Here is a 22,047-nt window from a genome sequence, read left to right as displayed (position 1 = left end):
TGCAAACCGGGGCCGTCCGCGCCCCGCAACAGGGAGACGACAATGAACAGAAGAACGCTGCTGGCCGGGGTGGCCATGGGACTGGCGCTGACGACGGGCGGGGCCGCGCAGGCGCAGATGGACAAGGTGAAGGCCTGTTTCGTCTATGTCGGTCCGATCGGCGACGGCGGCTGGACCTATCAGCACCATCAGGGCCTGCTGGCCGTCGAGGCGGCCTATGGCGACAAGGTCGAGACCGCCTATCAGGAATCGGTGCCAGAGGGCGCGGACGCCGAGCGTGTGCTGACGCAGATGGCGCTGTCGGGCTGCAACATCATCTTCACCACCTCGTTCGGCTACATGGATGCGACAAACAGCGTCGCCGCCAAGTTCCCGGACGTGAAGTTCGAGCATGCCACCGGCTACAAGCGCGAAAGCCCGAATGTCGCCGTCTATGACGCGCGGTTCTACGAAGGCCGGGCGGTCATCGGCACCATCGCCGGCCGGATGACCAAGTCGAACAAGATCGGCTACATCGCGTCCTTCCCGATCCCCGAGGTGATCCAGGGCATCAACTCCAGCTTCATCCACGCCCGCAAGGTGAACCCCGACGTGACGATCTCGGTCGTCTGGGCCTACACTTGGTTCGACCCTGCGAAAGAGGCCGATGCGGCCAAGGCGTTGATCGAGCAGGGCGTGGACGTGATCCTGCAGCACACCGATTCGACCGCCCCGCTGGCCGAGGCGGCGAAGACGCCCGGCGTGATCGGCTTTGGCCAGGCCAGCGACATGGCCGCCTACAAGCCTTCGCCCCGCGTGGCGTCGATCATCGACAACTGGGCACCCTACTACGTCAAGCGCGTGGGAATGCTGCTGGACGGCACCTGGGAGTCGACCGCCTCGTGGGAGGGGATCGCGGCCGGCGAGGTCGAGATCGGCGAGATCACTGACGCCGTTCCGGCCGAGGTGAAGGCCGAGGCCGAAGCGATCCGCGACGCGATCGCGGCCGGCACCTACCACCCGTTCACCGGCCCGCTGAACAAGCAGGACGGGTCGGCCTGGCTGGCCGAGGGCGAGGTGGCCGAGGATGGCGTGCTGGCCGGGATGAACTTCTACGTCGAGGGGATCACCGGCGACATTCCGCAGTAACCAGGGCCCTGACCACATTGCAAAGGGGGGTGTCCGCAAGGGCACCCCCATCTGTTTGCGGGGGCCGTCAACAACACGTCAAAGTTGTTTCTCTGCGTGAATTGTCACGCTTGGGATGCGCTCCCTTGCGTTCGGCATGGCACATTGAACCGGCCGGAATTTCCCGGCCCGGTGCCCACAAAGGAGTTTCCCATGCCGCGCTTCGTCATCGACCTCGGCGACATCGAGATGCCGCCCGAAAAGGTGCAGGCCATCAACGCCGACCTGCAGAAAACCGCCCTGTCGCACCTGACCGGGATCAAGTTCGAACGCCCGATCGCCGTCCGCTTCCCGTGGGAATGGCTCGGCCTGGTGGCGCGGCTGGACCTGGAACGCGTCCAGATCGCCGAGAAGGATATCCTGGCGGGCATCGGCGATGTCCGCATGGGGAGGATGAAGTGACCGCCCCCGGGCAAGGTCTGACCTGCCCGAGCGCCCCGGCAGAACCCGGGGCGCTGCTACTGGGCCTGAAGGGTCCGCAGGGGCGGATCGTCCCCCTGCGCAGCGCGATGACGGTGGACGAGGGGTTCATCTCGGCCGCAACGGCCGAGGGACCGCCGGAGGCGCGCATGCGGTTTGCCAGCCCCTGCCGCGAGGGCGGATGCGCACAGTGGACCGGCGACCGCTGCGGCGTGATCGCCCGCGTCATGGATCACCTGAAGGTGTCGCACGACCCGGCTCCCGGCCTGCCGCCCTGCCTGATCCGGGCAACCTGCCGCTGGCACGCCGAACGCGGCAGCGCGGCCTGCAAGGTCTGCGACCTCGTCGTGACCGATCAGGTCGCGGCTGGCTGACCAGCCGGGGTTGCCGCCGCTCCCGCAGCCGTGGCACGGTGCAGTGCGGGGCATGGCGTCCCGAGGGGCCGCCCACGGGCAACCCCCGCAAGGTGTCTGCACGGGATCAAACAGGCGGCCTGCCCTGTTTCGGGATTGTTTCGATGTTCGACGTCGCGATCGTCGGGGGCGGTATCGCCGGGGTGTCGCTGGCAGCATCGCTTGCCGCGGATGCCCGTGTGATCCTGATCGAGGCCGAGCCGGTGCTGGCGCATCACGCCTCGGGGCGGTCCGCCGCTCTGTACGAACCGCGATACGGCAAGCCCGCCGTGGTGGAATTGTCGCTGGCATCGGGCACCGCGTTCGGCGCGCTGCCGGGCGTGCTGTCGCCACGCGGAATCATGGTGGTGGCCGACAGGTCGCAGCGCGCGGCATTTGAGGCGGACGCCGATGCGATGCAGATGGACCGGCTGACTGTCGATGAAGCCGTGGCACGCGTGCCGATCCTGAACCCGGATGCGGTGGCCCATGCGGCCCTGGCTGATCACGCCTGGGACATCGACACCGACCTGTTGCTGCAGGGCTATGCCCGCGCCGCCCGCAGCGCGGGGGCGCAGATACGGACCGGCGCGCGGGTCACCTCGGCCACCCGGGCCGGCGGGGCCTGGCGCCTGGCCTGGCCGGGGGGCGGGGCCGAGGCGCAGATCCTGGTCAATGCCGCAGGCGCGTGGGTTGACGGTGTGGCGGAAATGGCGGGCGCCGCACCACTTGGATTTGCGCCGATGCGTCGCTCGATGGCCCGGATACCCGCCCCGGGCGCGCATGACCCTTCGGGCTGGCCCATGGTCTTTGGCGCGGGCGAGGGCTGGTACATGAAGCCGGACGCGGGCGCCCTGATCGTCTCGCCGGCCGAGGAACACCCGATGCCCCCGCAGGATGCCTGGGCCGATGACATGGTTCTGGCGGAAGGGCTGGCGCGCTACGAGGCAATGGTGACCACCCCGGTCACGCGGATGCTGGCGAACTGGGCAGGCCTTCGCACCTTCGCGCCCGACCGGGTGCCGGTGATCGGCTTCGACCGCGCCGTCGCCGGGTTCTTCTGGCTGGCCGGACAAGGCGGATACGGGTTCCAGACCGCACCCGCGGCGGCGCGTCTGGCCGCCGACCTTCTGGCTGGCCGCGCGACCGAACTGTCCGCAGACCTTGTCGCGGCACTGTCACCCGCCCGCTTCGCCTGACCTAACCCTGCGACAGTGCCCGGGTCAGGGCCTGCATGTCGGCGGGCAGCGGCGCCGCGAAATCAAGGCGCTTGCCCGTCACCGGATGGTCAAAGCCAAGCTCGGCCGCATGCAGCGCCTGGCGCGGAAAGCCATTCGCAAGCGCCGCAGCCTCGGCACCGACCGCCCGCACCGGCAGGCGCCGCCGCCCTCCGTAGACCGGATCACCCACCAGCCCGTGCCCGGCATGGGCGAGGTGAACGCGGATCTGATGCGTCCGGCCGGTTTCCAGCCGACATTCGACAAGCGCGGCGGCCGGGGGCTTGCCGTAGGCCGCAACCACGCGGAATCGCGTCACCGCGTGACGCCCGCGCCCCTCGACCACGGCCTGACGCTGCCGGTCGGTCGGGTGCCGGTCAAGCTGGGTCGAAATGCGGATGACGCCACCGGGTTCCGCCGCCACCCCCCGCAGCCCGCGCAGACGCGGATCGCCGGGGTCCGGCAGGCCGTGCACCACCGCCAGATAGGCCCGCGCCACGCTGTGTGCCGCGAACTGCCCCGACAGTCCGCGGTGCGCACGATCGGACTTGGCGACAACCAGTAGGCCGGTCGTATCCTTGTCGATCCGGTGGACGATTCCGGGACGGCGTGCGCCGCCCACGCCCGACAGGCTGTCGCCGCAGTGATGCAGCAGCGCATTGACCAGTGTGCCGGTCCACGCACCGGGTGCAGGATGCACCACCATCCCGGCAGGCTTGTCGATCACGACCAGGTCGGCATCCTCCCAGATCACCGACAGGGGAATCGCTTCCGGCCTTGCCGCGACTTCGGCCGCTTCGGACAGGATGATCTCATACACCGCTCCGGGCTCCGGGCGCGCGTTCGCGTCGGACAGCGTCACGCCGCCGCACGATACGGCGCCCTCCGCGATCGCCTTGGCGATCCGCGAACGCGAGGGGGCCTCGCTCGGCGGCAGCGCAGCGGCGGCGGCACGGGCCAGTGCCTTGTCAAGACGACCATCGGGCTCTAGGCCGATGTCCAGACGCAGCACGTCGCCCGGCGGCGCATCGTCGTCGTCGGGATCATCGGAGGGCGGGATCATGAACGGCGGAACCGGCGATGGGGGGGATGTGGCGCTGCCGCCATCCCTGCGCTTTCTGAAATGGCTGGTGATCGTGCTGACGATCAGCATGATTGCCGGTGTCATAACGGTGGTTGCGCTGATTGTCACGCGGATGCCGCAGGCGATCCGGTCACCGCTGCCCGACCTGCCGGCGTCGCTGGCCCTGCCCGCAGGCACCCGCGCCGAGGCGGTAACCTTCGGCCGTGGCTGGATCGGGGTCGTGGTGTCCGGAGCGGACGATGTCGACCGGCGCTTCCTGATCTTCACCCCCGAGGGCGATCTGCGGGGCTCGGTGACACTGGACACCCCGTAGGATGACCGGAACCGATTGACGAACGGGCGGGGGGCGCCATGTCGGAAGAGACCCAAGGACAGAAAGGCATGACACGTCCACCCGCCGGTCCCATCGACACCGAAGCGCTGCACGACGAGATTGCGCGGCAGGCCGAGTTCCTGCGCGAGGAAACCCCGGTGCGGGCGGTGGCCACGCTGCTGGCCTACGGGATGACCACGATCTATCTGCCGTTGCCCTTCGTGGCGACGCTGCTTGTCCTCGACCTTGCGGGCGAGGTGATGTCGCAGCGCCTGATGCGCGACCCTGCCGCGATGGTCCGCGATCCCTGGCGCAGGCGGGTCATCCTTGCGGTCGTCTTCTGGATCGAGACCTGCTTTGCCCTGCCAGCGGCCGTCGTCTGGCATGTGGACGATCCCTACGCCAAGGCCCTTTCGCTGGGGTTGCTGTCCGGGTCGATGATGCACATGGCGACGGTACGCGCGATCCATCTGCCGCATGGTCTTGCCGGGGCGGCGGCACTGGCGCTGCTGATCTTCGGGTCGAATGTGGTCTACTGGCTGCCGCGTGGCGACTGGTCGGCGCTGGCGCTGACCAGCCTGTGCGGCGTGGTCGCGGTCGGCTACTTCGTGTCGGCCATGCTGTCGAACCACCGGCTGCACCGCGACATGGCGGCCGGACGGCGGGCGGCGCTCGAGGCGGATGCGGCGAAGGGAAGGTTTCTTGCGCGGATGAGCCATGAACTGCGCACGCCGCTGAACGGGATCCTTGGCCTCGCCCACGCCGAACTGCGCCTGAGCCGCGACCCCGAACAACGCGACCGCCTTGGCGCATTGCTCGCCTCGGCAGAGGGCCTGGCCACCATCCTGAACGACAGTATGGACGATGCGGTGGTCCGGGTGGGCGACATGCCGGTCAGGCCACGTGCGGCAGAACCCGCTGCCGTTCTGGCCGCATCTGTCGCCCTGTTCCGGCCCCGCGCGGCCGAGGCCGGGCTTTCGCTTGATCTGGAGATCGGGCCGGGGCTCGACCGCCCGGCGATGATCGACAGTCACAGGCTGCAGCAGTGCCTGTCGAACCTGCTGTCGAACGCGCTGCGCCACACGGCGCGGGGCGGCGTGAAGGTGACCGCCAGCCGGCGATCACAGGCGGCCACCGGCAGCGATGTGCTCGACATCATCGTGTCCGACAGCGGTCCCGGCGTCGCACCCGATCTGCGCGGTCGTCTGTTCGATTCGCAAGCGCCGTCCGGCGGCCCGGGAACCGGCCGTCGCGGCCTTGGGCTGATCATCGTGCGCGATCTCGCGCGGCGGATGGGCGGGGATCTGGCCTTGCTGCCGCCGTCCGACACCTGGTCCGGGGCCCGGTTTCACCTGAGCCTGGCCCTGCCGGATGCGCCGGAGGTTGCCCCGCCGCCCGCGCCCTCGGGAACGGAACTCGCCGGACTGCGGGCGCTTGTGGTGGACGATCTGGCAACCAACAGGCTGGTTGCCCTGTCCTGCCTGCGACTTCTGGGTGCAGAGGCTGCCGAGGCGGCGGGGGGCGAGGCCGCCCTTTCACATCTGGAAAGGTCGCAGGTGGATGTGGTGCTGCTGGACATGAACATGCCCGGCATGAGCGGGGCCGAGACCTGCGCAGCCATCCGCGCCCTTGCCGCCCCCGGCCCTCGCCCGGCCATCGTGGCGATGACCGCCGACGCCCTGCCCCAGGATCGCGCGCGGCACATGGCGGCGGGGCTGGACGGGTATCTGGTCAAGCCGGTCACACCCGACAGCATTGCGGCCGCGCTGACGCCCTTCCTGCGCCGCCATGCGGCTGGAAAACGCGATCCGGGCTAGCCTTGCCGCGCGCCTCCGCGCAATCTGCCACCAACCGGAAGGAGCGCCCGATGACCACCAGCCTGCCAGATGCCACCGCCGTTGCCGCACGCGTCGCCAAGGGCGAGGTGACACCGGTCGAGCTGCTCGACCGGGCGCTCGACGCGGTGGCGCGGGTGAACCCGCACCTGAACGCCGTGGTCCTGATGCAGGAAGAGGTCGCGCGTCGGGCCATCGCGGCGGGGTTGCCGCGCGGTCCGTTCCGGGGGGTACCCTTCCTGCTCAAGGACCTGGGCGCCGAGGCCGTGGACTTTCCCAGTCACATGGGGTCGCGCCTGTGGGCCGATACCCGCTACCGTCGGGACAGCGCGATCTGGGACCGGATGCGCGCAACGGGAGTGGTGACCTTCGGCCGGACGACAGCCCCGGAAGGCGGCATCGGCGCTGCGACCGAGGCCGCCGTCTATGGCGGGCCGACGCGCAATCCGTGGAACCCCGATCACACCCCGGGCGGATCCTCCGGCGGGGCCGGGGCGGCTGTGGCGGCAGGGATCGTGCCCTTTGCCCATGGCTCCGACGGTGGCGGATCGGTCCGCATTCCTGCGGCAAGCTGCGGGCTGTTCGGATTGAAGCCGACCCGCGCAAGGTTGCCGGATGGCCCCTACGCGGGCGAGGGCTGGGCCGGCATGGCGATCGACGGTTTCCTGACCCGCTCGGTGCGCGATACGGCCGTAATGCTGGATGCGTGCCACGGTGCCGATCCCGGCGCGCCCTACTGGGCCCCTCCCCTTCGTGTCAGCCACTCCGATGCCATCAGCCGCCCGCCACGTCGGCTGCGCGTGATGCTCTGCGATACCACCTTCACGGGCGGACCTGTCCACCCGGAGGTGGCCGAGGCCGTACGATCCGCCGCGCGTCTGCTGGAGGGACTTGGGCATCATGTCGAACCCGGGCGACCCAAGGCCGATGTCGCGATGATGATGCGGGCCTGGACCGATATCGTGGCCGTTGGAACCGCCCTGTCGATCCGGACCAGGCTGGCAGCACTGGGTCGCGACCTGCGGCCGGACGACGTGGAAGGCGTCGCGCGCGGCGCGCTGCGTCATGCCGAAACCCTGCACCCCACCCGCTACCTGGAGGCGGTGGGCGAGATCCACGACTTCGGCCGCCAGATGGCAGCGGCATTCGACCCCGATGCCGGACCGGCCTGCGACATCATCCTGTCTGCGACGCTTGCCGAACCCCCCGCGCGGGTGGGCCGCTTTTCGCATGTGACCGAGGACTATGTTGCATTCCGAACCGGCCCGCAGGGCATTTTCGCCTATTCGCCCTTCTGTGCCGTGTTCAATGCCTCGGGCCAGCCTGCTGCCTCCGTTCCGCTGGCAATGTCGGCAGCGGGGTTGCCGATCGGCATCCACCTGGCTGCCCGCTTCGGCGATGACGAGACCCTGATCGCGCTTTGCGCGGAACTTGAGCAGGCGCAACCCTGGTCACAACGGCTGCCGCCGATCTGTGCATGAAATGATCAAAAGACGGTGGACAGCGGGGAAATCCGCCGTCTAACCTGACATAGGGACAAGGGGACATCCGGTGACAGGAGCCACGGGCATCGAGGTGCGCCAGGCCGTCAAGGCCTTCGGTCTGGGCGCTTCCGCAGTTCGGGCGCTCGACAATGTGTCGGTCGAGATCGCAACGGGCGAATTCTTCACACTTCTGGGACCGTCCGGCTGTGGCAAGACCACGCTCCTGCGGCTGATCGCAGGGTTCGAGGCGCCGACATCGGGCACCATCTGGCTGGACGGACAGGACATCACCGCCCTGCCCCCGAACCGTCGCCCGGTGAACACGGTCTTCCAGTCCTATGCGCTGTTCCCGCACCTGACCGTGGCGCAGAATGTCGCGTTCGGGCTGGAAATGCTGGGCAAGCCCCGTGCCGAGGTGACGGCGCGCACCGACGCGATGCTGGCACTGGTCAAGCTCGAGTCGATGGCAGGGCGCAGGACATCCCAGCTTTCGGGCGGGCAGCAGCAGCGGGTGGCCCTGGCGCGCGCCCTGGCGCCGCAACCTCGCGTCCTGTTGCTGGACGAACCGCTGTCGGCGCTCGACCTCAAGCTTCGCAAGGAGATGCAGATCGAACTGAAGCGGTTGCAGACCGAGACAGGGATCACCTTCGTCTTTGTCACGCATGATCAGGAAGAGGCGCTGACCATGTCGGACCGCGTGGCGGTGATGCAGGCCGGGCGCATCCAGCAGGTCGGCGATCCGCGCATGATCTATACCCGCCCGGTGAACCGGTTTGTCGCGGATTTCATCGGCGAGACGAATTTCCTGATGGGTACCACCGTGCCGGGTGGCGTGCGGCTGGACTGCGGCGCGGTTGTCGAGGCGCAGGGGGCGGCGGGACCGGGGCGTGTCACCGTGGCGGTTCGGCCCGAACAGGTCCGGCTCGCGCCCGAAGGCGAGCCGGGCGCAATTCCCGCCACGCTGCGCGATCTGGTCTATTTCGGGACAGACACGCATTGCCATCTTGTGCTGTCCGACGGTGCCGAAGTCGTGGCCCGGGTGCAAAGCCCGGCGTCGGGCGATGCCGGGCTGTCGCGGGGGGCGGCGGTCGGGCTGCGATTTGCCCCGGGCGCCGTCCAGGTTCTGGGGGACTGACGGCGATGCGGGACGCCGAGACCGAGGCAGCCACACGTTCCGCCCGCAGGGCGTGGCTGCTGTCGGCGCCGGCGCTCGCTCTGCTGTTCTTCGCGGCCTCCGGGCCGCTCCTGATCGTTCTGGTCTATTCGTTCCTGGCGCCGGGCACATACGGCAATGTCGTATGGGAGTTCTCGTGGGACGGCTGGGTCAGCATCCTTTACACCCGCGATATCTTTGACGGCACGCTGAAGCTGGCGGATGCGCATCTGACGATCTTCTGGCGGTCGGTGAAACTGTCGCTCATGACAACCCTGATCACCTTTGCCGTCGGGTTCCCGACGGCGTGGTTCATCGCCACACGGCCACCCCAGCAACGCGCGATGTGGCTGTTCCTGATCACCATTCCGTTCTGGACCAACCTGCTGATCCGGACCTTCGCAATCAATGAGGTCATCCGGAACGAGGGCCTGATGAACACGGTGTTGATCAAGCTGGGCCTGATCGCACGCCCCATCCAGCTGGTCTATACCGACACCGCCGTCCTGATCGGCATGACGTATGTCTATCTGCCGCTGATGGTGTTGCCATTGTTCGCGGCCATCGACCGGTTCGACATGCGTCTGCTGGAGGCCGCGCATGACCTTTACGCCAGCCGCATGGCGATCCTGCGCAGGGTGATCCTGCCGATCGTCAAACCGGGCATCATCGCCGGGTCGATCCTGGTCTTCGTGCCCTCGCTCGGCGCCTATGTCACGCCGCGGGTGCTGGGCGGCGGCAAGAACATGATGATCGGCAACTTCATCGAACTGCAGTTCGGGCAGGGCCGCAACTGGCCGCTGGGGGCAGCGATCTCGATGACCCTGCTGGTGATCGTGATGGGGGCGCTGCTGGTCTACGTGCGGGTGGCCAACCGGGGGTCGAACCCGCATGGCTGAGCGCAGCTTCTCCGCATCCTACCTGCCGGGATTTGCCACGGTCGCCATCGTTGCCTTCGTGCTGCTTTACCTGCCGATCGCGACACTGGTCACGTTTTCGTTCAACGCGGGCAAGTCCGTCGCCGTCTGGGAAGGGTTTTCGCTGCACTGGTACGGCGATGCCTGGAAGAACCAGGCGATCAAGGACGCCACGGTCCGGTCGCTGGTCATCGCAAGCTTCGCGGCAGCCATCGCCACGACACTTGCCACCATGGCGGCGCTGGCGACGACCCGGCGCAAGGCGTTCAAGGGCCAGACCTTCATCTATGTGGTGATCAACCAACCGCTGATGGTGCCCGAGATCGTGACCGCCGTGGCATTGCTGATCTTCTTTGCCCAGATCAAGGTTGCCACGGGCTATCAGGGGCTTGGCTATCTGATCGTCGCGCATTCGGCGTTCTGCATCCCCTTTGCCTATCTACCCATACGTGCTCGTCTGGAAGGCATGGACCTGACGCTGGAAACAGCCGCCGCCGATCTCTACGCGACGCCGTGGCAGACCTTTCGCAGGGTGACGCTGCCATTGATGGCACCGGGGATCGCGGCCGGCGCGATGCTGTCCTTCGTGATCTCGCTCGACGACGTCGTGATTACCGAATTCGTGAAATCCGGGGGGCAGGATACCCTGCCGACCTACATGCTTGGGCAGATGCGCCGGGCGATCACGCCAGAGGTCAACGCAATATCGACCGCGCTTCTTGCGCTGACCGTGGTATTGTTGACCGCGTTTTTCCTGCTGACCCGCAAGCGGACGTAGACGCCGCCTGACCGACAGAAGACCAACAAGGAGAGAACACATGAAAAAGCTGCTGATGGCCACCGCGCTGACCTTCGCGTCGGCCCCGCTCGCGCAGGCTGCGGGCGAGTTGAACATCTTCAACTGGGGCAACTACACGAGCCCGGAACTGATCGAGAAGTTCTCGAAAGAGTTCGACGTGAAGGTGACGGTCACGGACTACGACAGCAACGACACGGCGCTTGCCAAGATCGAGGCGGGCGGCCACGGGTTTGACATCGTGGTCCCGTCGAACTCCTACGTGCCGATCTTCGTGGAGAAGGGCCTGCTGATGGAGCTGGATCCGGCCGAACTGCCGAATCACGCCAATATCGCGCCCGAGTGGATGAACGTGGACTGGGATCCGGGCCGCAAGCACACGATTCCGTGGCAGTGGGGCACGACCGGCGTTGCGGTGAACAAGTCGGTCTATGCAGGCGACGTGAACACCTCGGACATCTGGCTGAACCCGCCGGATGAGCTGAAGGGCAAGATCAACGTCGTGCCCGAGATGGCCGACGTGATGATGCTGGCGATTTCTTACGTCGGCGGCGACCGCTGTTCCGAAGACCTGGAGGTGATGCGCAAGGTGCGCGACGTGCTGGTGGCGGCCAAGCCGCACTGGATGTCGATGGACTATGGCATGACCGAGAAGCTGGCCAATACCGATGTCGCGGCCTCGGTCAACTGGAACGGCTCGACCATGCGGGCGCGTCTGGTCAATTCCGACATCGTCTATGGCCACCCGAGGGAAGGCTTCCCGCTGTGGATGGATTCGGCCGGCATCCTGTCGGACGCGCAGAACGTCGAGAACGCCAAGCTGTTCCTGAACTTCGTGATGGATCCCGAGAATGCCGCGATGATCTCGGCCTTCGCGCGCTATGCCAACGGGATCAGCGGGTCGGCACCGTTCATGCCCGAGGACATGAAGGACGCGCCGGAGCTGAACATTCCGCCGGAACTGATCTCGGCGGGCAAGTTCAACGCCACCTGCTCGCCCGCGGCCCAGGCGATCCAGACAGCGATCTGGACCGAACTGCAGAAGTGACGGAATGCACCCGCTGATGCGGGAGCCGCGCAGGGGGGCATGCCGCCCCCCTGCGCAGGCGGGACAGGCATGGCTTGCCAACATGAGGCTGAACAATTGGACCTGACCGACCTGTCGGCGTCGGAGCTTTCCCGCAGGATCGCCGCGCGGACCGTGGCCCCATCCGAGGTTGCCGCCGCCTTTCTGGCGCGCATTGCCAAGGTGAACCCCACAATCAACGCAGTGGTGTCACAGCGCGATCCTGAAACGGTGATGGCCGAGGCGCGTTTGCTGGACGATGCGCCACGCAGCGGCTGGCTGCACGGCCTGCCATTGTCGGTGAAGGACCTGGCGAATGTCGCGGGCATGCCCACGTCGTTTGGCTCACCCCTGTTCGCGGGACAGATCGCGCCGCAGGATGACCTGATCGTCGCCCGGATGCGGGCGGCAGGCGCGTTGTTCCTTGGCAAGACGAATACACCCGAGTGGGGCCATGGCAGCCACACGTTCAACACCGTGTTCGGTGCAACGCGGAACCCTTACGACCGGTCGCGCAGCGCGGGCGGATCGTCGGGCGGTGCAGCGGCGGCGCTGGCCGCGCGGCTCGCACCGGTCGCCGATGGCTCGGACATGATGGGCAGTCTGCGCAACCCGGCCGCGTTCTGCAACGTCTACGGTTTTCGCCCGACCTACGGGCTGGTTCCGGCGGACGCAGACGGCGAGACATTCATGGCGACGCTGGCCACGGAAGGCCCGATGGGCCGTACCGTCGAGGATGTCGCCCGACTGCTCGACGTGCTGGCGGGCGAGAACCCCGAGGTGCCGTTTGGCCGCACCGCAGGTGGATTCGGTGACCGGCTGGACCTCGACACCAGGGGGCTGCGGATCGGCTGGCTGGGTGACTGGGGCGGGGCCTATGCCTGCGAGGCGGGCATCCTTGACCTGTGTCGTGCAGCGCTTCGGGTTCTCGAAGACATGGGTTGCGTGGTCGACGAGGTGCAGCCACCCTTTGCCGCAGAAGACCTGTGGTTTTCCTGGACAACGCTGCGCGCCTTCCTGAATGCCGGGGCCAAGCGCGCGCTCTGGGCCGATCCGGCCAAGCGCGCCGCCCTGAAACCCGAGTCCGCATGGGAGATCGAGCAGGGCCAGGGCATCGGGGCCGATGCGGTGTTCCGCGCATCGGACATCCGCAGCCGCTGGTACGCCACCGTGGCGCGGCTGTTCAGGCGCTATGATGCCCTGGTGATACCGTCGGCGCAGGTCTGGCCCTTCCCGGTGGAATGGCGCTGGCCGCAGGCCATCGCGGGGCGGGCAATGGACACCTATCACCGCTGGATGGAGATTGTGGTGCCGGTCAGCCTGGCAGGGCTGCCCAGCCTTGCCTGTCCGGCCGGTTTCGGGCCGACGGGACTGCCCAACGGGTTCCAGCTGTTCGGTGCGGCCGGCAACGACGCAAGGGTGCTGGCCATCGGCAACGCCTATCACAGGGCAACGGACTGGCCGGGGCGGCATCCACCGCCCCTCTGACCGTGCCGATGTCCGTCGGATATCGCTCCGGGGCGGACTTTCGGATCCGCCCCGGAGACGTTCGCATCATCTGACCTCTGAGGTCGGCCGCGGCGTGGCGGCCGTCTCGGCCGGAAGGACCGGCAGGGTCACGGGCGCCAGTTGCCCCGTCAGGCTGTCAAGGAAAGCCACGAGTTGTGCGGTCTCGCCCGGTTGGAGCGATTCGCCAAGCTGGCTTTCGGCCATGATCTCGACGGCGACAGACAGATCCCAGACCTTGCCCGAGTGGAAGTAGGGCGCGGTAAGCCCGATGTTCCGCAGCGGCGAGGCGCGGAAAACATACTCGTCATCCGCGGTCTCGGTCACGGCAAAGCGGCCCTTGTCGCCCGGCGGCAGGATCTCGGCGCCGGGGCGCTCGATCAGGCCGAAGGGATAGTAGCCGTGGCCACCGACGTTGATGCCCGAATGGCAGGACGAACAGCCCTTGTCCATGAACAGGCGCAGCCCCGCCTTGGCGTCGGCGGTCATCGCGTTGTCGTCGCCGTTCAGCCAGGCGTCGAAGGGGGCCGGGGTGATCAGCGTGGCCTCGAAAGCTTCGATCGCCTTGGCCATGTTGTCAAAGCTCAGCGGATCGGCCTGGTCCGGGAAGGCGGTGGCGAACCATTCGACATAGGCGGGCATCGAGGACAGCGTGGCCTCGACATTCTCGGGCGTGTTCGCCATCTCGACACCGGCCTGCACCGGCCCCTTGGCCTGTGCGGCCAGGTCTTCGGCGCGACCGTCCCAGAACTGGGCTTCGTTCAGAACCGCGTTCAGCACCGTGGGGGCATTCCGCGGGCCCTTCTGCCAGCCGTGACCGACCGACACCTCCATGTTGTCGTCACCACCCGTTGTCAGGTTGTGGCAGGAATAGCACGAGAACACGCCCGATGCCGACAGTCTGGGGTCAAGGAACAGTGCCTTGCCAAGCTCGATCTTGGCGGGCGTCACCACGTTGTCCTTCAGCGCGGGAATGGTCGATGGCAGCGGCTTGAATATCTCGAGGGCCTCATCCCGCATCGGGTCGGCATAGGCAGTGCCGGCCAGCGTGCTGATGGCCAGCAGGGAAAACATAAGACGCATGGGACTCTCCGTTCGGAAGCTTGCTCTTGCAGCGCGTACAGACTGCCGGGTCGCGCGTGTTCGGAACCTGATCTGGATCAATTCTAAATCAATCTGCGACCACGGGCCGCATCCCCTTGCAGGCCGCCGGATTGCCTGAGAACGATGGACCGGAGGAGGACGCAGCATGTTCACCAGCGACGAACTCACGGCCGCGGCAGCCCTTGTGCACCGCCACATGTCGCCCACGCCACTCTATGCCTGGCCGACGCTGCAGCAGCGCACGGGTGCAAGGGTCTGGGTCAAGCATGAGAACCACGGCCCGACGGGGGCGTTCAAGGTGCGGGGCGGGATCACCTTCATCGACTGGCTGCGCCGCACCAGCCCCGACTGCCCGGGGGTGATCACCGCGACGCGCGGCAACCACGGGCAATCCCAGGCCAGGGCTGCGGTGGCCGCCGGACTGCGCGCCGTGATCTATGTTCCGCGCGGCAATGCGGTGGAGAAGAACGCGGCGATGCGCGCCTTCGGGGCGGAACTGGTCGAGTTCGGGGACGATTTCGATGCCGCGCGGGAAGAGGTGTTCCGCGTGGCCGCGACGTCCGGCCTGTTTCCCGTGCCGCCGTTTCATCGTGAACTGGTCCGTGGCGTGGCCACCTATGCCTGGGAGATGTTCACCGAAAAGCCAGACCTGCACACGGTCTACGTCCCTATCGGCTGCGGTTCCGGCATTTGCGGCGTGATCGCGGCACGCGATGCGCTTGGCCTTGCGACGCGCGTCGTCGGGGTGGTGAGCGAGGCGGCGCAGACGGCGAAGCTATCGGCCGAGGCCGGCCGACCGGTGGCCACCGAAACCGCGCGCACCTTCGCGGACGGCATGGCGGTGCGCGTTCCGGTCGAGGAGGCGCTTGCGATCTATGGCGCGGGCGCCGACCGCATCGTGGCGGTAAGCGACGATCAGGTGGCGCAGGCGATCCGCATCTACTTCGCCGACACCCACAACGCCGCCGAGGGCGCGGGTGCCGCGCCGCTGGCCGCACTGATGGCAGAACGTCATGCGATGGCGGGGCGCGAGGTGGGCCTGATCCTGTGCGGTGGCAACATCGACAGCGAATGGATGCGCATCGTGCTGGCCGGCCACACGCCACAGGTCTAGGACTGTTGCGCGCTCAGGCCAGCCGATAGCTCGCAAGCGCCTGATAGTGCGGACCCTTTGTACCCAGCCATGACCGGTAGAGTGTCACCTCCTCGACCTGCCAGGGGCCGGCCTGAAAGCCCGCTTCGGCCAGGATGGCGCGTTCCAGACGCACCCGATCAAGTGGCGCGGGAGGGGCGAACCGGCCCAGCGTGACATGCGGCAGAAACCGCCGCGCCTCGATCGGCACGCCGGCCTGCCGGGCAATGCGTTCGACTTTCGCCTGCAGGCGGCTCAGCGGTTCCGAAGGCGCAACCGTCGCATGGGCACCGCGCGCAGCCGCCCCCCCGATCACGTCCACACCCGACAGCATGATGGCGAAGGGCGCCATGCGCAGCGCAACCATGCCGTCGTCGACCGCAACCAGCACGGCGTCGGATACCTCACCCAGAAAGGCAAGCGTCAGATGCAGGTCTTCCCGCTCTACCCGGCGCGGCATCGGCAGCATGTATTGCAGAACCTGCAATCGCGCCCGCACATCGTCGGGCGGCGACAGGGCGAGAAAGGCCCGGATCATCCCGGCATCCCCCGTCGCGCCAGAACTGCGATGGCCTCGCGCAGATCGCGGCGAACGGGACCCTCGCGCGGGGGATCGGCCAGCGTGGTCAGCATCCGGGGATCCGGTGGCGGACGGCCGCCGCCACCCCAGGTCAGTCCGCGCAGCACCGCCTGCGCGGCATCCGGCAGATGGTCTGGCAGCTCCTGCCCCGCGAGGATCGCCCAGACGCCGGACCACAACCGCCCCACCGACCAGGGGTTATAGCCCCCGCCCCCCAGCACGATGAACCGCCGCGACAGCGGGGCAAGCGCCCGAACCACCCCCCAATGGGCATTGTTCGACAGCGACAGTCGCGAAAGCGGGTCCTCCTCGACGGCATCCGCCCCGCATTGCAGCACGATCGCCTGCGGACGGTGCGCCGCCACGCGGGGCAGGATCAGGTCGTCTAGGACGACACGCATCTCGGTATCATTGAACCCGCGCGCAACAGGAAGGTTGAACGCGTTGCCACAGCCACCGTCTTCCAGTCGTCCCGAAAACGGCCAGCGGCCCTGTTCATGCACCGAGATCATCAGAATTTCGGGCGTGTCGGCAAAGGCAGCCTCCACCCCGTCGCAGTGATGCGCGTCGATGTCCACATAGGCCACGCGGTCGATGCCCATCCGGCGCAGTGTCAGGATGCCAAGGACCACGTCGTTCAGATAGCAGAACCCGTTTGCCCGGTCGGGCATCCCATGGTGTGTGCCGCCACCCGGCACATGCACGACGCCGCCGTCGCGCACCAGTTCCGCCGCCAGCATCGTGCCACCCGCCCCTGTCGCGGGGCGACGCCATACCTGTGGAAATACCGGGTTCGACAGCGTGCCCAGATTGAACCGCAGGCGCATCTCCTCGGTGGCCTGACCGCTGGCCTCGGCGGCCTGAAGCGCCGCGATATAGTCCGGATCGTGCCAGACGGACAGCGCGGCCGCCTTGGCGCGCGGACTTGGGCGATAGCTGTCCGGCGGCAGCCAGCCCATCGCACGGCAAAGGTCCATGACGGTGGAAACGCGCGGAACACGCAACGGATGCGCGGGCCCGTAGCTGGACCCGCGATACACCTCGGACCCGACGAACGTCGGCATCGCCGCCACCTGATGCGCTTCTCCGTCCATGCGTCCCCGCCGCTCCGCGGCACCAGCCTAGTGCGCCACGCATCAGCGTCAATTCTGCGACATGACGCGATTTTTCGGTGGGCAAGAGCCCAATGCTGTGAGAGGGTTGGAGATGAACAGACATCTAGACAAATCCGCAGATGTCGGCACCGCGAGGATCGGACACGCCACCTGGCGTCAGCCGGTTCCGGACAGGCAACGAGCAAGGCGGGCAGAGTGAAACGGGCGGCAAGTGACAGTTTCCTGTCGGGCGAAGACGTAACGCACAGCCAGAATGCGGCACTGTGCTGGCGGGCGCACAACGGAGTGATCGAGATCCTTCTGGTCACCAGCCGCGAGACGGGGCGGTGGGTCATTCCGAAGGGCTGGCCGATCGAGGGTATGGACGGAGCCCGTGCCGCAGCGCGCGAAGCCTGGGAAGAAGCCGGGGTTCGCGGCAGGATCGAACCCCAATGCGTCGGCTTTTTCAGCTATGACAAGGTGCTGAACCGGAACGAAGACCGGTCGGTTTCCGTACCCTGCGTCGTGTCCGTGTTTTCGATCGCCGTCGACCGTCGGGACAAGCGTTTCCCGGAAAAGGGTCAGCGCCGGGTCCGCTGGTTCCGGCAGGACAAGGCAGCGACAAAGGTGGACGAGCCAGACCTGCAGGCGCTGATCGCCGCATTCGCCCCGCCCGCCCCTTCGTCCAGGGACTGATCGGACCATTGCCCTTGAACTTCTCCGCCCCGTGTTTAGCTTGATCAAAGGCATGCGCTGTGACGGCCGCATTGCCCAAGCACGACTGAAAGCCCCGAACCGGACCTGCACCGATGATCCGCTTCTCGCTCCGCTGCGCCGATGGCCACAGCTTTGACAGCTGGTTCCAGTCGTCGGCCGCCTTCGACTCGCTGTCGGCGGCGGGGCGGCTGACCTGCGCGGTCTGCGGCGGGGCGCAGGTCGACAAGGCGCCCATGGCACCCTCGGTCGTCACCGAACACGCCTCCGCCCGCCCCGAACGCCCGCTGTCAATGCCGACCTCGCCCACCGAGGCCGCACTCGCGGCACTTCGGCGCCATATCGAGGAGAACTCGGACTATGTCGGCATGAACTTTGCCGCCGAGGCGCGGAAGATGCATGCGGGTGAGGTTCCGGAACGGTCGATCCATGGCGAGGCGCGCCCGGATGAGGCGCGGCGACTGATCGAGGACGGCGTGCCAGTCGCCCCTCTGCCCTTCCTGCCTGCCGGCAAGGTCAACTGAGCGACTGGCCGAACGCGGGCTAGCGTTCGCAGGACGCGAGCGCGCGCGCCATGTCTCTTGCGCCGCGCCACGGACCGACATCACGGGCGATGACGCGCGCGCCATTCAGCCTGAGCGCCATCAGGCGCCCGCCCGCCGCCTGCGGCACCAGAACCTCGTCCCGGCCATCGCAGCGCCGGACACCGCCGTGGATCACGGTTTCCCCGATCGCGTGGTTCGAATAGCCGGGCACCCGCGCGATCTCTCGCAAGGTGGCACCGTCAAGCCGGACAAAAACCAGCTCGCGCAGAAGGTGCGGGCGATCGACATAGGCGATCACCGGTTTCCCGTCGCCCGCCAGATCGCCGATCCCCGCAGGGGCAAGCCAGCGAAATCGCGTCCCGATGTGCGGCGTGACCGCCGTGCGCACAAGTTCCGCCCCGGTGTCGGAATAGGTCCATACCGCAAGCCGCGCACCCAGCCGTTCATGGCTCTCGACGACCACGATCTCGGGACGTCCGTCGCCGTCGACGTCCCACAGGCGCGGCGCCACATCCTCGAACACAAGCGGCCGCGCCAGGATCTCGGTGCGCCCTTCACGGGCGTGGCGACATCCGCCGCAGGACAGGGCGCCCACCACAAGGGTGGTGAAGGCCGGAATGTCCCCCAGCACGTTGTGCGGATACCGGTCGGTAGGCCCGGACAAGGCCGCCTTCACCGGCCAGGCCGGCGTGAGATCGGTCCGGACTGCGGGACCGGGGCCCGTCACCTCGACCTGCTCGGTCCGCGCACTGGCATCGGTCATCCCGATCAGGCACGCCGCCGCGATCAGGAGCGCCGTGCGGACCATCGGCCTAGATCTGCTTTTCGGGCATGAACACCCGCAGCCCGTCAAGGGCCGGGCCAACCTTGATCTGGCATGTCAGGCGCGACCGGACCGGATCGGGCTGCCAGGCGAAATCCAGCATGTCCTCTTCCATCGCGTCCTTCTTGGGCAGCCGCGCCACCCAGTCGGGGTCGACATAGACATGGCAGGTGGAACAGGCACAGGCACCGCCGCAATCCGCCTCGATTCCCGGGATACCGTTGTCGCGCGCACCTTCCATCACCGTCAGGCCGTTTGCGACCTCGACGACATGTTCCCTGCCGCCATGTTCCACATAGGTGATGCGTGCCATTTACGTCCCCTCGCGCCCGCGCGCCATGTCAAGTCTTGTTGCTGCAAATAGGCCATAGTACCGGCGTTTGCCAGAGGGCGCAGGCGCACATGGGGCCCGCATGTCCATCCTGCGATCCAGGGCTTTCGCGCCCCCGTCCGGGCCGCTATCCTGCGATGCGGCCGCATCTGCGGCCCAAGAAACGGCGAACGGGCATTGACCGCAGGCATGACACAGAGCCCCGATTTCCGGCTGCGGCCCGCGCTGTCGATTGCGCTGTTGCTGGCGGCCTGCGCGGGCGGTCCGCTGCCGGCGCCGCCGTCCTCGGCCGATCTGACCGCTGCGCTCATCCCCCGCACGGGCCCGACCCCGCCCGAAACACCTGCGGGTGCCTGCTGGGCAGGCGACGTGACCCCGGCGGTGATCGAAACCGTCACCGAGCAGGTGCAGGCAAGCGCGGAACGTCGCGCGCCAGACGGAAGCCTGATCGCCCCGTCGACGTTTCGCACGGAGACCCGGCAACGCATCGTGTCCGATCGGCGCGAGGTCTGGTTCGAGACGCTCTGCGAGGACGAACTGACGGTCGATCTGGTGTCGACCCTGCAACGCGCGCTCAAGGCGCGTGGGTTGTATCTGTTGCCGCTGAGCGGACAGATGGACGGCCCGACCCGCAGCGCGATCCTGGCGTGGCAAAGGCCACGCGGACTGGACAGTGACATCCTGTCGCGCGAGGCGGCCCGTGCGCTTGGCATCGTCGCCGTCCCCAGGGAATAGATCGCGGAACGCTCAACGCCTGCCATCACGCGAAAAGGGGCGACGCCGCGCGCCGCCCCCGATCCCACGGTTGGCAGGGTTCAGTTCTCGATCGACAGCGCCACGAAGCGCGGATCGCCGCCCCGACGTATCAGGAGCAACAGCGACTTGCGCCCCGCCCCTTCGGCTTCCGAGATCCTGTCGGTCAGGTCCTGCAGCCGCGTGACCGCCTGCTGGCCTGCCTCGGTGATCACGTCACCCACGCGCAGGCCCTTTGCATAGGCCTCGCTCGTCTCGTCCACCGCGGTGACCGCCAGCCCCTGCGTATCCGCAGGCAGGCCCAGTTTCTCGGCTTCCTCGGCGGTCAGCGGCGTCACCGTCAGCCCAAGCACATCGGCGCTTTGCGGTTCCGGCACCTCGGTCGAGGCCGCGGGGGTTGCGGCACCCTCGGCCTCTTCCCGGCGCCCGAGCGTGACCGACAGCGTCTGGGTCTTGCCCTCGCGCATCACGACAACGCGCACCGCCTGCCCGACCGGTGCATCGGCAACGCGACGCACCAGTTCGCGCGTGTCGGCCACATCCGCCCCGTCGAAGGTGACGATCACGTCACCTGCCAGCATCCCGGCATCCTTGGCCGGGCCGTCAGGTACATCGGTGATCAGCGCGCCCTTGGCGGCGGCAAGCCCCATCGCTTCGGCCACGTCGGGCGTCACATCCTGAATGCGCACGCCCAGCCAGCCGCGCCGGGTTTCCCCGAACTGCCGAAGCTGGTCAACGACCTTGACCACCACGTTCGAGGCCATCGAGAAGCCGATGCCGATCGACCCGCCGTTGGGCGACAGGATGGCGGTGTTCACACCGATCACCTGTCCGTCCATGTTGAACAGCGGTCCCCCCGAGTTGCCCCGGTTGATCGCGGCGTCGGTCTGGATGTAGTCGTCGTAGGTGCCCGACAGCGCCCGGTTTCGGGCCGAGACGATGCCCGCCGAAACCGAAAAGCCCTGGCCCAGGGGGTTGCCCATGGCGACCACCCAGTCACCCACGCGCATCAGGTCGGAATTGCCGAACGGCACGAATGCCAGCGGCGTGTCGCTTTCCACCTTCAGAAGGGCAATGTCGGTCTTCGGATCGGTTCCCACGACCTTTGCCTTCAGCCGGGTGCCCGAAAAGAACTCGATCTCAATATCGTCGGCCTTCTCGATCACATGGTTGTTGGTGACGATATAGCCGTCCTCCGAGATCACGAACCCCGATCCAAGCGCCTCGGACCGGCGCGGCGCCTGATCGCCACGGCCCTGACGATCAAGGAAATCGCGGAAGAAATCCTCGAATGGCGATCCTTCGGGCACGACCGGCGAAGGGCCACCCGAACGGCCCGCAACGGTGGTCGTGGTGGTGATGTTCACCACGGACGGGCTGATCTGGGCCGCGAGATCGGCGAAACTCTCGGGCGCGCCCCGCGCGCCCGCGCCGGACGCCTGCGAGAGCGCAAGCGCCAGACCGAGCACGAGCGCAAGGAAAACGCGCATCGCACCTGTCGTCACAAGGCCGCGACCTTCGGCGGCCGACATGGTTCTGGACTGCACTTCGGAAACTCCTTTCCCTCTCGGTGGTCGAGCCGCCCTGCGGACCCGCACAGCCACCGCCTTGTTGCAGCATC

At 67.5% G+C, this 22,047-nt stretch carries 23 protein-coding genes; 16 read left to right on the top strand and 7 right to left on the bottom strand.

From position 1 onward, the window contains the following. Positions 1–42 precede the first annotated feature (42 nt). The 4 genes from KF887_09150 to KF887_09135 all read left to right on the top strand — a co-directional run bounded on the left by KF887_09150 (position 43) and on the right by KF887_09135 (position 3,178). Positions 43–1,128, top strand: coding sequence for a BMP family ABC transporter substrate-binding protein (locus KF887_09150; protein QYK43238.1), 1,086 nt, complete (start codon positions 43–45; stop codon positions 1,126–1,128). 192 nt (positions 1,129–1,320) lie between these two features. Further along, on the top strand, positions 1,321–1,569 hold the full coding sequence (locus tag KF887_09145) for a hypothetical protein (GenBank protein ID QYK43237.1): 249 nt from the start codon (positions 1,321–1,323) through the stop codon (positions 1,567–1,569). After that, positions 1,566–1,961 (top strand): hypothetical protein, encoded by a 396-nt coding sequence (locus tag KF887_09140; GenBank protein ID QYK43236.1) that lies wholly within the window; start codon positions 1,566–1,568, stop codon positions 1,959–1,961. The genes KF887_09145 and KF887_09140 overlap by 4 nt, the downstream gene beginning before the upstream one ends. A 143-nt stretch (positions 1,962–2,104) precedes the next feature. Next, a complete protein-coding gene (locus tag KF887_09135) occupies positions 2,105–3,178 on the top strand; it encodes an FAD-binding oxidoreductase (protein ID QYK43235.1) in 1,074 nt (357 codons plus the stop codon). A gap of 1 nt (position 3,179) precedes the next feature. Here the strand turns inward: KF887_09135 and KF887_09130 are convergent, their stop codons facing one another. Then, positions 3,180–4,259 (bottom strand): RluA family pseudouridine synthase, encoded by a 1,080-nt coding sequence (locus KF887_09130; protein ID QYK43234.1) that lies wholly within the window; start codon positions 4,257–4,259, stop codon positions 3,180–3,182. On the opposite strand from KF887_09130, the gene KF887_09125 reads away from it, so the two are divergent. From KF887_09125 to KF887_09090, 8 genes are all read left to right on the top strand, one after another. Beyond that, entirely contained in the window at positions 4,258–4,593 is a 336-nt protein-coding gene (locus KF887_09125) for a hypothetical protein (protein QYK43233.1), read from the top strand. The two genes, KF887_09130 and KF887_09125, sit on opposite strands and share 2 nt — an antisense overlap. Before the next feature lie 68 nt (positions 4,594–4,661). Beyond that, complete coding sequence (locus KF887_09120; GenBank protein QYK43232.1) at positions 4,662–6,410, top strand: response regulator; 1,749 nt, start codon at positions 4,662–4,664, stop codon at positions 6,408–6,410. Positions 6,411–6,460: 50 nt separating this feature from the next. Continuing rightward, on the top strand, positions 6,461–7,909 hold the full coding sequence (locus tag KF887_09115; GenBank protein QYK43231.1) for an amidase: 1,449 nt from the start codon (positions 6,461–6,463) through the stop codon (positions 7,907–7,909). 88 nt (positions 7,910–7,997) lie between these two features. Continuing rightward, positions 7,998–9,047 carry an ABC transporter ATP-binding protein gene (locus KF887_09110; GenBank protein ID QYK43501.1) on the top strand — a complete coding sequence of 350 codons (1,050 nt, stop codon included), beginning with the start codon at positions 7,998–8,000 and terminating at the stop codon, positions 9,045–9,047. A 5-nt stretch (positions 9,048–9,052) separates the two neighbouring features. After that, positions 9,053–9,964, top strand: a complete 912-nt coding sequence (locus tag KF887_09105; protein ID QYK43230.1) for an ABC transporter permease — start codon at positions 9,053–9,055, stop codon at positions 9,962–9,964. After that, positions 9,957–10,760, top strand: coding sequence for an ABC transporter permease (locus KF887_09100; GenBank protein QYK43229.1), 804 nt, complete (start codon positions 9,957–9,959; stop codon positions 10,758–10,760). The genes KF887_09105 and KF887_09100 overlap by 8 nt, the downstream gene beginning before the upstream one ends. A gap of 40 nt (positions 10,761–10,800) precedes the next feature. Further along, positions 10,801–11,826: an extracellular solute-binding protein gene (locus KF887_09095; GenBank protein ID QYK43228.1), complete on the top strand. Its 1,026-nt coding sequence runs from the start codon at positions 10,801–10,803 to the stop codon at positions 11,824–11,826. Positions 11,827–11,922: 96 nt separating this feature from the next. Beyond that, positions 11,923–13,332 (top strand): amidase, encoded by a 1,410-nt coding sequence (locus KF887_09090; GenBank protein QYK43227.1) that lies wholly within the window; start codon positions 11,923–11,925, stop codon positions 13,330–13,332. Between the two features lie 66 nt (positions 13,333–13,398). On the opposite strand, the gene KF887_09085 is transcribed toward KF887_09090, so the two are convergent. Then, positions 13,399–14,433, bottom strand: coding sequence for a cytochrome-c peroxidase (locus KF887_09085; GenBank protein QYK43226.1), 1,035 nt, complete (start codon positions 14,431–14,433; stop codon positions 13,399–13,401). A gap of 166 nt (positions 14,434–14,599) precedes the next feature. Between KF887_09085 and KF887_09080 the strand changes: the two genes are divergently transcribed. Next, positions 14,600–15,568, top strand: coding sequence for a threonine dehydratase (locus KF887_09080; GenBank protein ID QYK43225.1), 969 nt, complete (start codon positions 14,600–14,602; stop codon positions 15,566–15,568). Between the two features lie 13 nt (positions 15,569–15,581). On the opposite strand, the gene thpR is transcribed toward KF887_09080, so the two are convergent. Together thpR and KF887_09070 are read right to left on the bottom strand one after the other, a co-directional pair. After that, positions 15,582–16,124 (bottom strand): RNA 2',3'-cyclic phosphodiesterase, encoded by a 543-nt coding sequence (thpR, locus tag KF887_09075; protein ID QYK43224.1) that lies wholly within the window; start codon positions 16,122–16,124, stop codon positions 15,582–15,584. Further along, positions 16,121–17,260 (bottom strand): acetoin utilization protein AcuC, encoded by a 1,140-nt coding sequence (locus tag KF887_09070; GenBank protein ID QYK43223.1) that lies wholly within the window; start codon positions 17,258–17,260, stop codon positions 16,121–16,123. Before KF887_09070 ends, thpR begins: the two co-directional genes overlap by 4 nt. On the opposite strand from KF887_09070, the gene KF887_09065 reads away from it, so the two are divergent. Together KF887_09065 and KF887_09060 are read left to right on the top strand one after the other, a co-directional pair. Beyond that, a complete protein-coding gene (locus KF887_09065; GenBank protein QYK43222.1) occupies positions 17,243–17,956 on the top strand; it encodes an NUDIX domain-containing protein in 714 nt (237 codons plus the stop codon). The genes KF887_09070 and KF887_09065 overlap by 18 nt on opposite strands. Before the next feature lie 113 nt (positions 17,957–18,069). After that, positions 18,070–18,498: a DUF1178 family protein gene (locus KF887_09060; protein ID QYK43221.1), complete on the top strand. Its 429-nt coding sequence runs from the start codon at positions 18,070–18,072 to the stop codon at positions 18,496–18,498. 19 nt (positions 18,499–18,517) lie between these two features. Here the strand turns inward: KF887_09060 and KF887_09055 are convergent, their stop codons facing one another. Further along, positions 18,518–19,327: a VCBS repeat-containing protein gene (locus KF887_09055; GenBank protein QYK43220.1), complete on the bottom strand. Its 810-nt coding sequence runs from the start codon at positions 19,325–19,327 to the stop codon at positions 18,518–18,520. Positions 19,328–19,331: 4 nt separating this feature from the next. Next, on the bottom strand, positions 19,332–19,655 hold the full coding sequence (locus tag KF887_09050) for a 2Fe-2S iron-sulfur cluster binding domain-containing protein (GenBank protein ID QYK43219.1): 324 nt from the start codon (positions 19,653–19,655) through the stop codon (positions 19,332–19,334). Positions 19,656–19,862: 207 nt separating this feature from the next. Between KF887_09050 and KF887_09045 the strand changes: the two genes are divergently transcribed. Next, positions 19,863–20,408, top strand: coding sequence for a peptidoglycan-binding protein (locus tag KF887_09045; GenBank protein QYK43218.1), 546 nt, complete (start codon positions 19,863–19,865; stop codon positions 20,406–20,408). An 80-nt stretch (positions 20,409–20,488) separates the two neighbouring features. On the opposite strand, the gene KF887_09040 is transcribed toward KF887_09045, so the two are convergent. Continuing rightward, entirely contained in the window at positions 20,489–21,958 is a 1,470-nt protein-coding gene (locus KF887_09040; GenBank protein QYK43500.1) for a DegQ family serine endoprotease, read from the bottom strand. Positions 21,959–22,047: the final 89 nt, after the last annotated feature.

The sequence above is a fragment of the Paracoccaceae bacterium genome, from assembly GCA_019454225.1.
Classification (GTDB): domain Bacteria; phylum Pseudomonadota; class Alphaproteobacteria; order Rhodobacterales; family Rhodobacteraceae.
Note: the sequence above shows the minus strand (reverse complement) of the source record. Positions and strands in the feature narration are given on the sequence as shown.

Coding starts and splice junctions, on each gene's coding strand:
- KF887_09100 (QYK43229.1), top strand. CDS start 9,957: ATGGCTGAGCGCAGCTTCTCCGCATCCTACCTGCCGGGATTTGCCACG.
- KF887_09060 (QYK43221.1), top strand. CDS start 18,070: ATGATCCGCTTCTCGCTCCGCTGCGCCGATGGCCACAGCTTTGACAGC.
- KF887_09040 (QYK43500.1), bottom strand. CDS start 21,958: ATGTCGGCCGCCGAAGGTCGCGGCCTTGTGACGACAGGTGCGATGCGC.
- KF887_09115 (QYK43231.1), top strand. CDS start 6,461: ATGACCACCAGCCTGCCAGATGCCACCGCCGTTGCCGCACGCGTCGCC.
- KF887_09080 (QYK43225.1), top strand. CDS start 14,600: ATGTTCACCAGCGACGAACTCACGGCCGCGGCAGCCCTTGTGCACCGC.
- KF887_09095 (QYK43228.1), top strand. CDS start 10,801: ATGAAAAAGCTGCTGATGGCCACCGCGCTGACCTTCGCGTCGGCCCCG.
- KF887_09135 (QYK43235.1), top strand. CDS start 2,105: ATGTTCGACGTCGCGATCGTCGGGGGCGGTATCGCCGGGGTGTCGCTG.
- KF887_09105 (QYK43230.1), top strand. CDS start 9,053: ATGCGGGACGCCGAGACCGAGGCAGCCACACGTTCCGCCCGCAGGGCG.
- KF887_09045 (QYK43218.1), top strand. CDS start 19,863: ATGACACAGAGCCCCGATTTCCGGCTGCGGCCCGCGCTGTCGATTGCG.
- KF887_09120 (QYK43232.1), top strand. CDS start 4,662: ATGACACGTCCACCCGCCGGTCCCATCGACACCGAAGCGCTGCACGAC.
- KF887_09085 (QYK43226.1), bottom strand. CDS start 14,433: ATGCGTCTTATGTTTTCCCTGCTGGCCATCAGCACGCTGGCCGGCACT.
- KF887_09050 (QYK43219.1), bottom strand. CDS start 19,655: ATGGCACGCATCACCTATGTGGAACATGGCGGCAGGGAACATGTCGTC.
- thpR (QYK43224.1), bottom strand. CDS start 16,124: ATGATCCGGGCCTTTCTCGCCCTGTCGCCGCCCGACGATGTGCGGGCG.
- KF887_09065 (QYK43222.1), top strand. CDS start 17,243: ATGCGCTTCTCCGTCCATGCGTCCCCGCCGCTCCGCGGCACCAGCCTA.
- KF887_09150 (QYK43238.1), top strand. CDS start 43: ATGAACAGAAGAACGCTGCTGGCCGGGGTGGCCATGGGACTGGCGCTG.
- KF887_09145 (QYK43237.1), top strand. CDS start 1,321: ATGCCGCGCTTCGTCATCGACCTCGGCGACATCGAGATGCCGCCCGAA.
- KF887_09130 (QYK43234.1), bottom strand. CDS start 4,259: ATGATCCCGCCCTCCGATGATCCCGACGACGACGATGCGCCGCCGGGC.
- KF887_09125 (QYK43233.1), top strand. CDS start 4,258: ATGAACGGCGGAACCGGCGATGGGGGGGATGTGGCGCTGCCGCCATCC.
- KF887_09055 (QYK43220.1), bottom strand. CDS start 19,327: ATGGTCCGCACGGCGCTCCTGATCGCGGCGGCGTGCCTGATCGGGATG.
- KF887_09070 (QYK43223.1), bottom strand. CDS start 17,260: ATGGACGGAGAAGCGCATCAGGTGGCGGCGATGCCGACGTTCGTCGGG.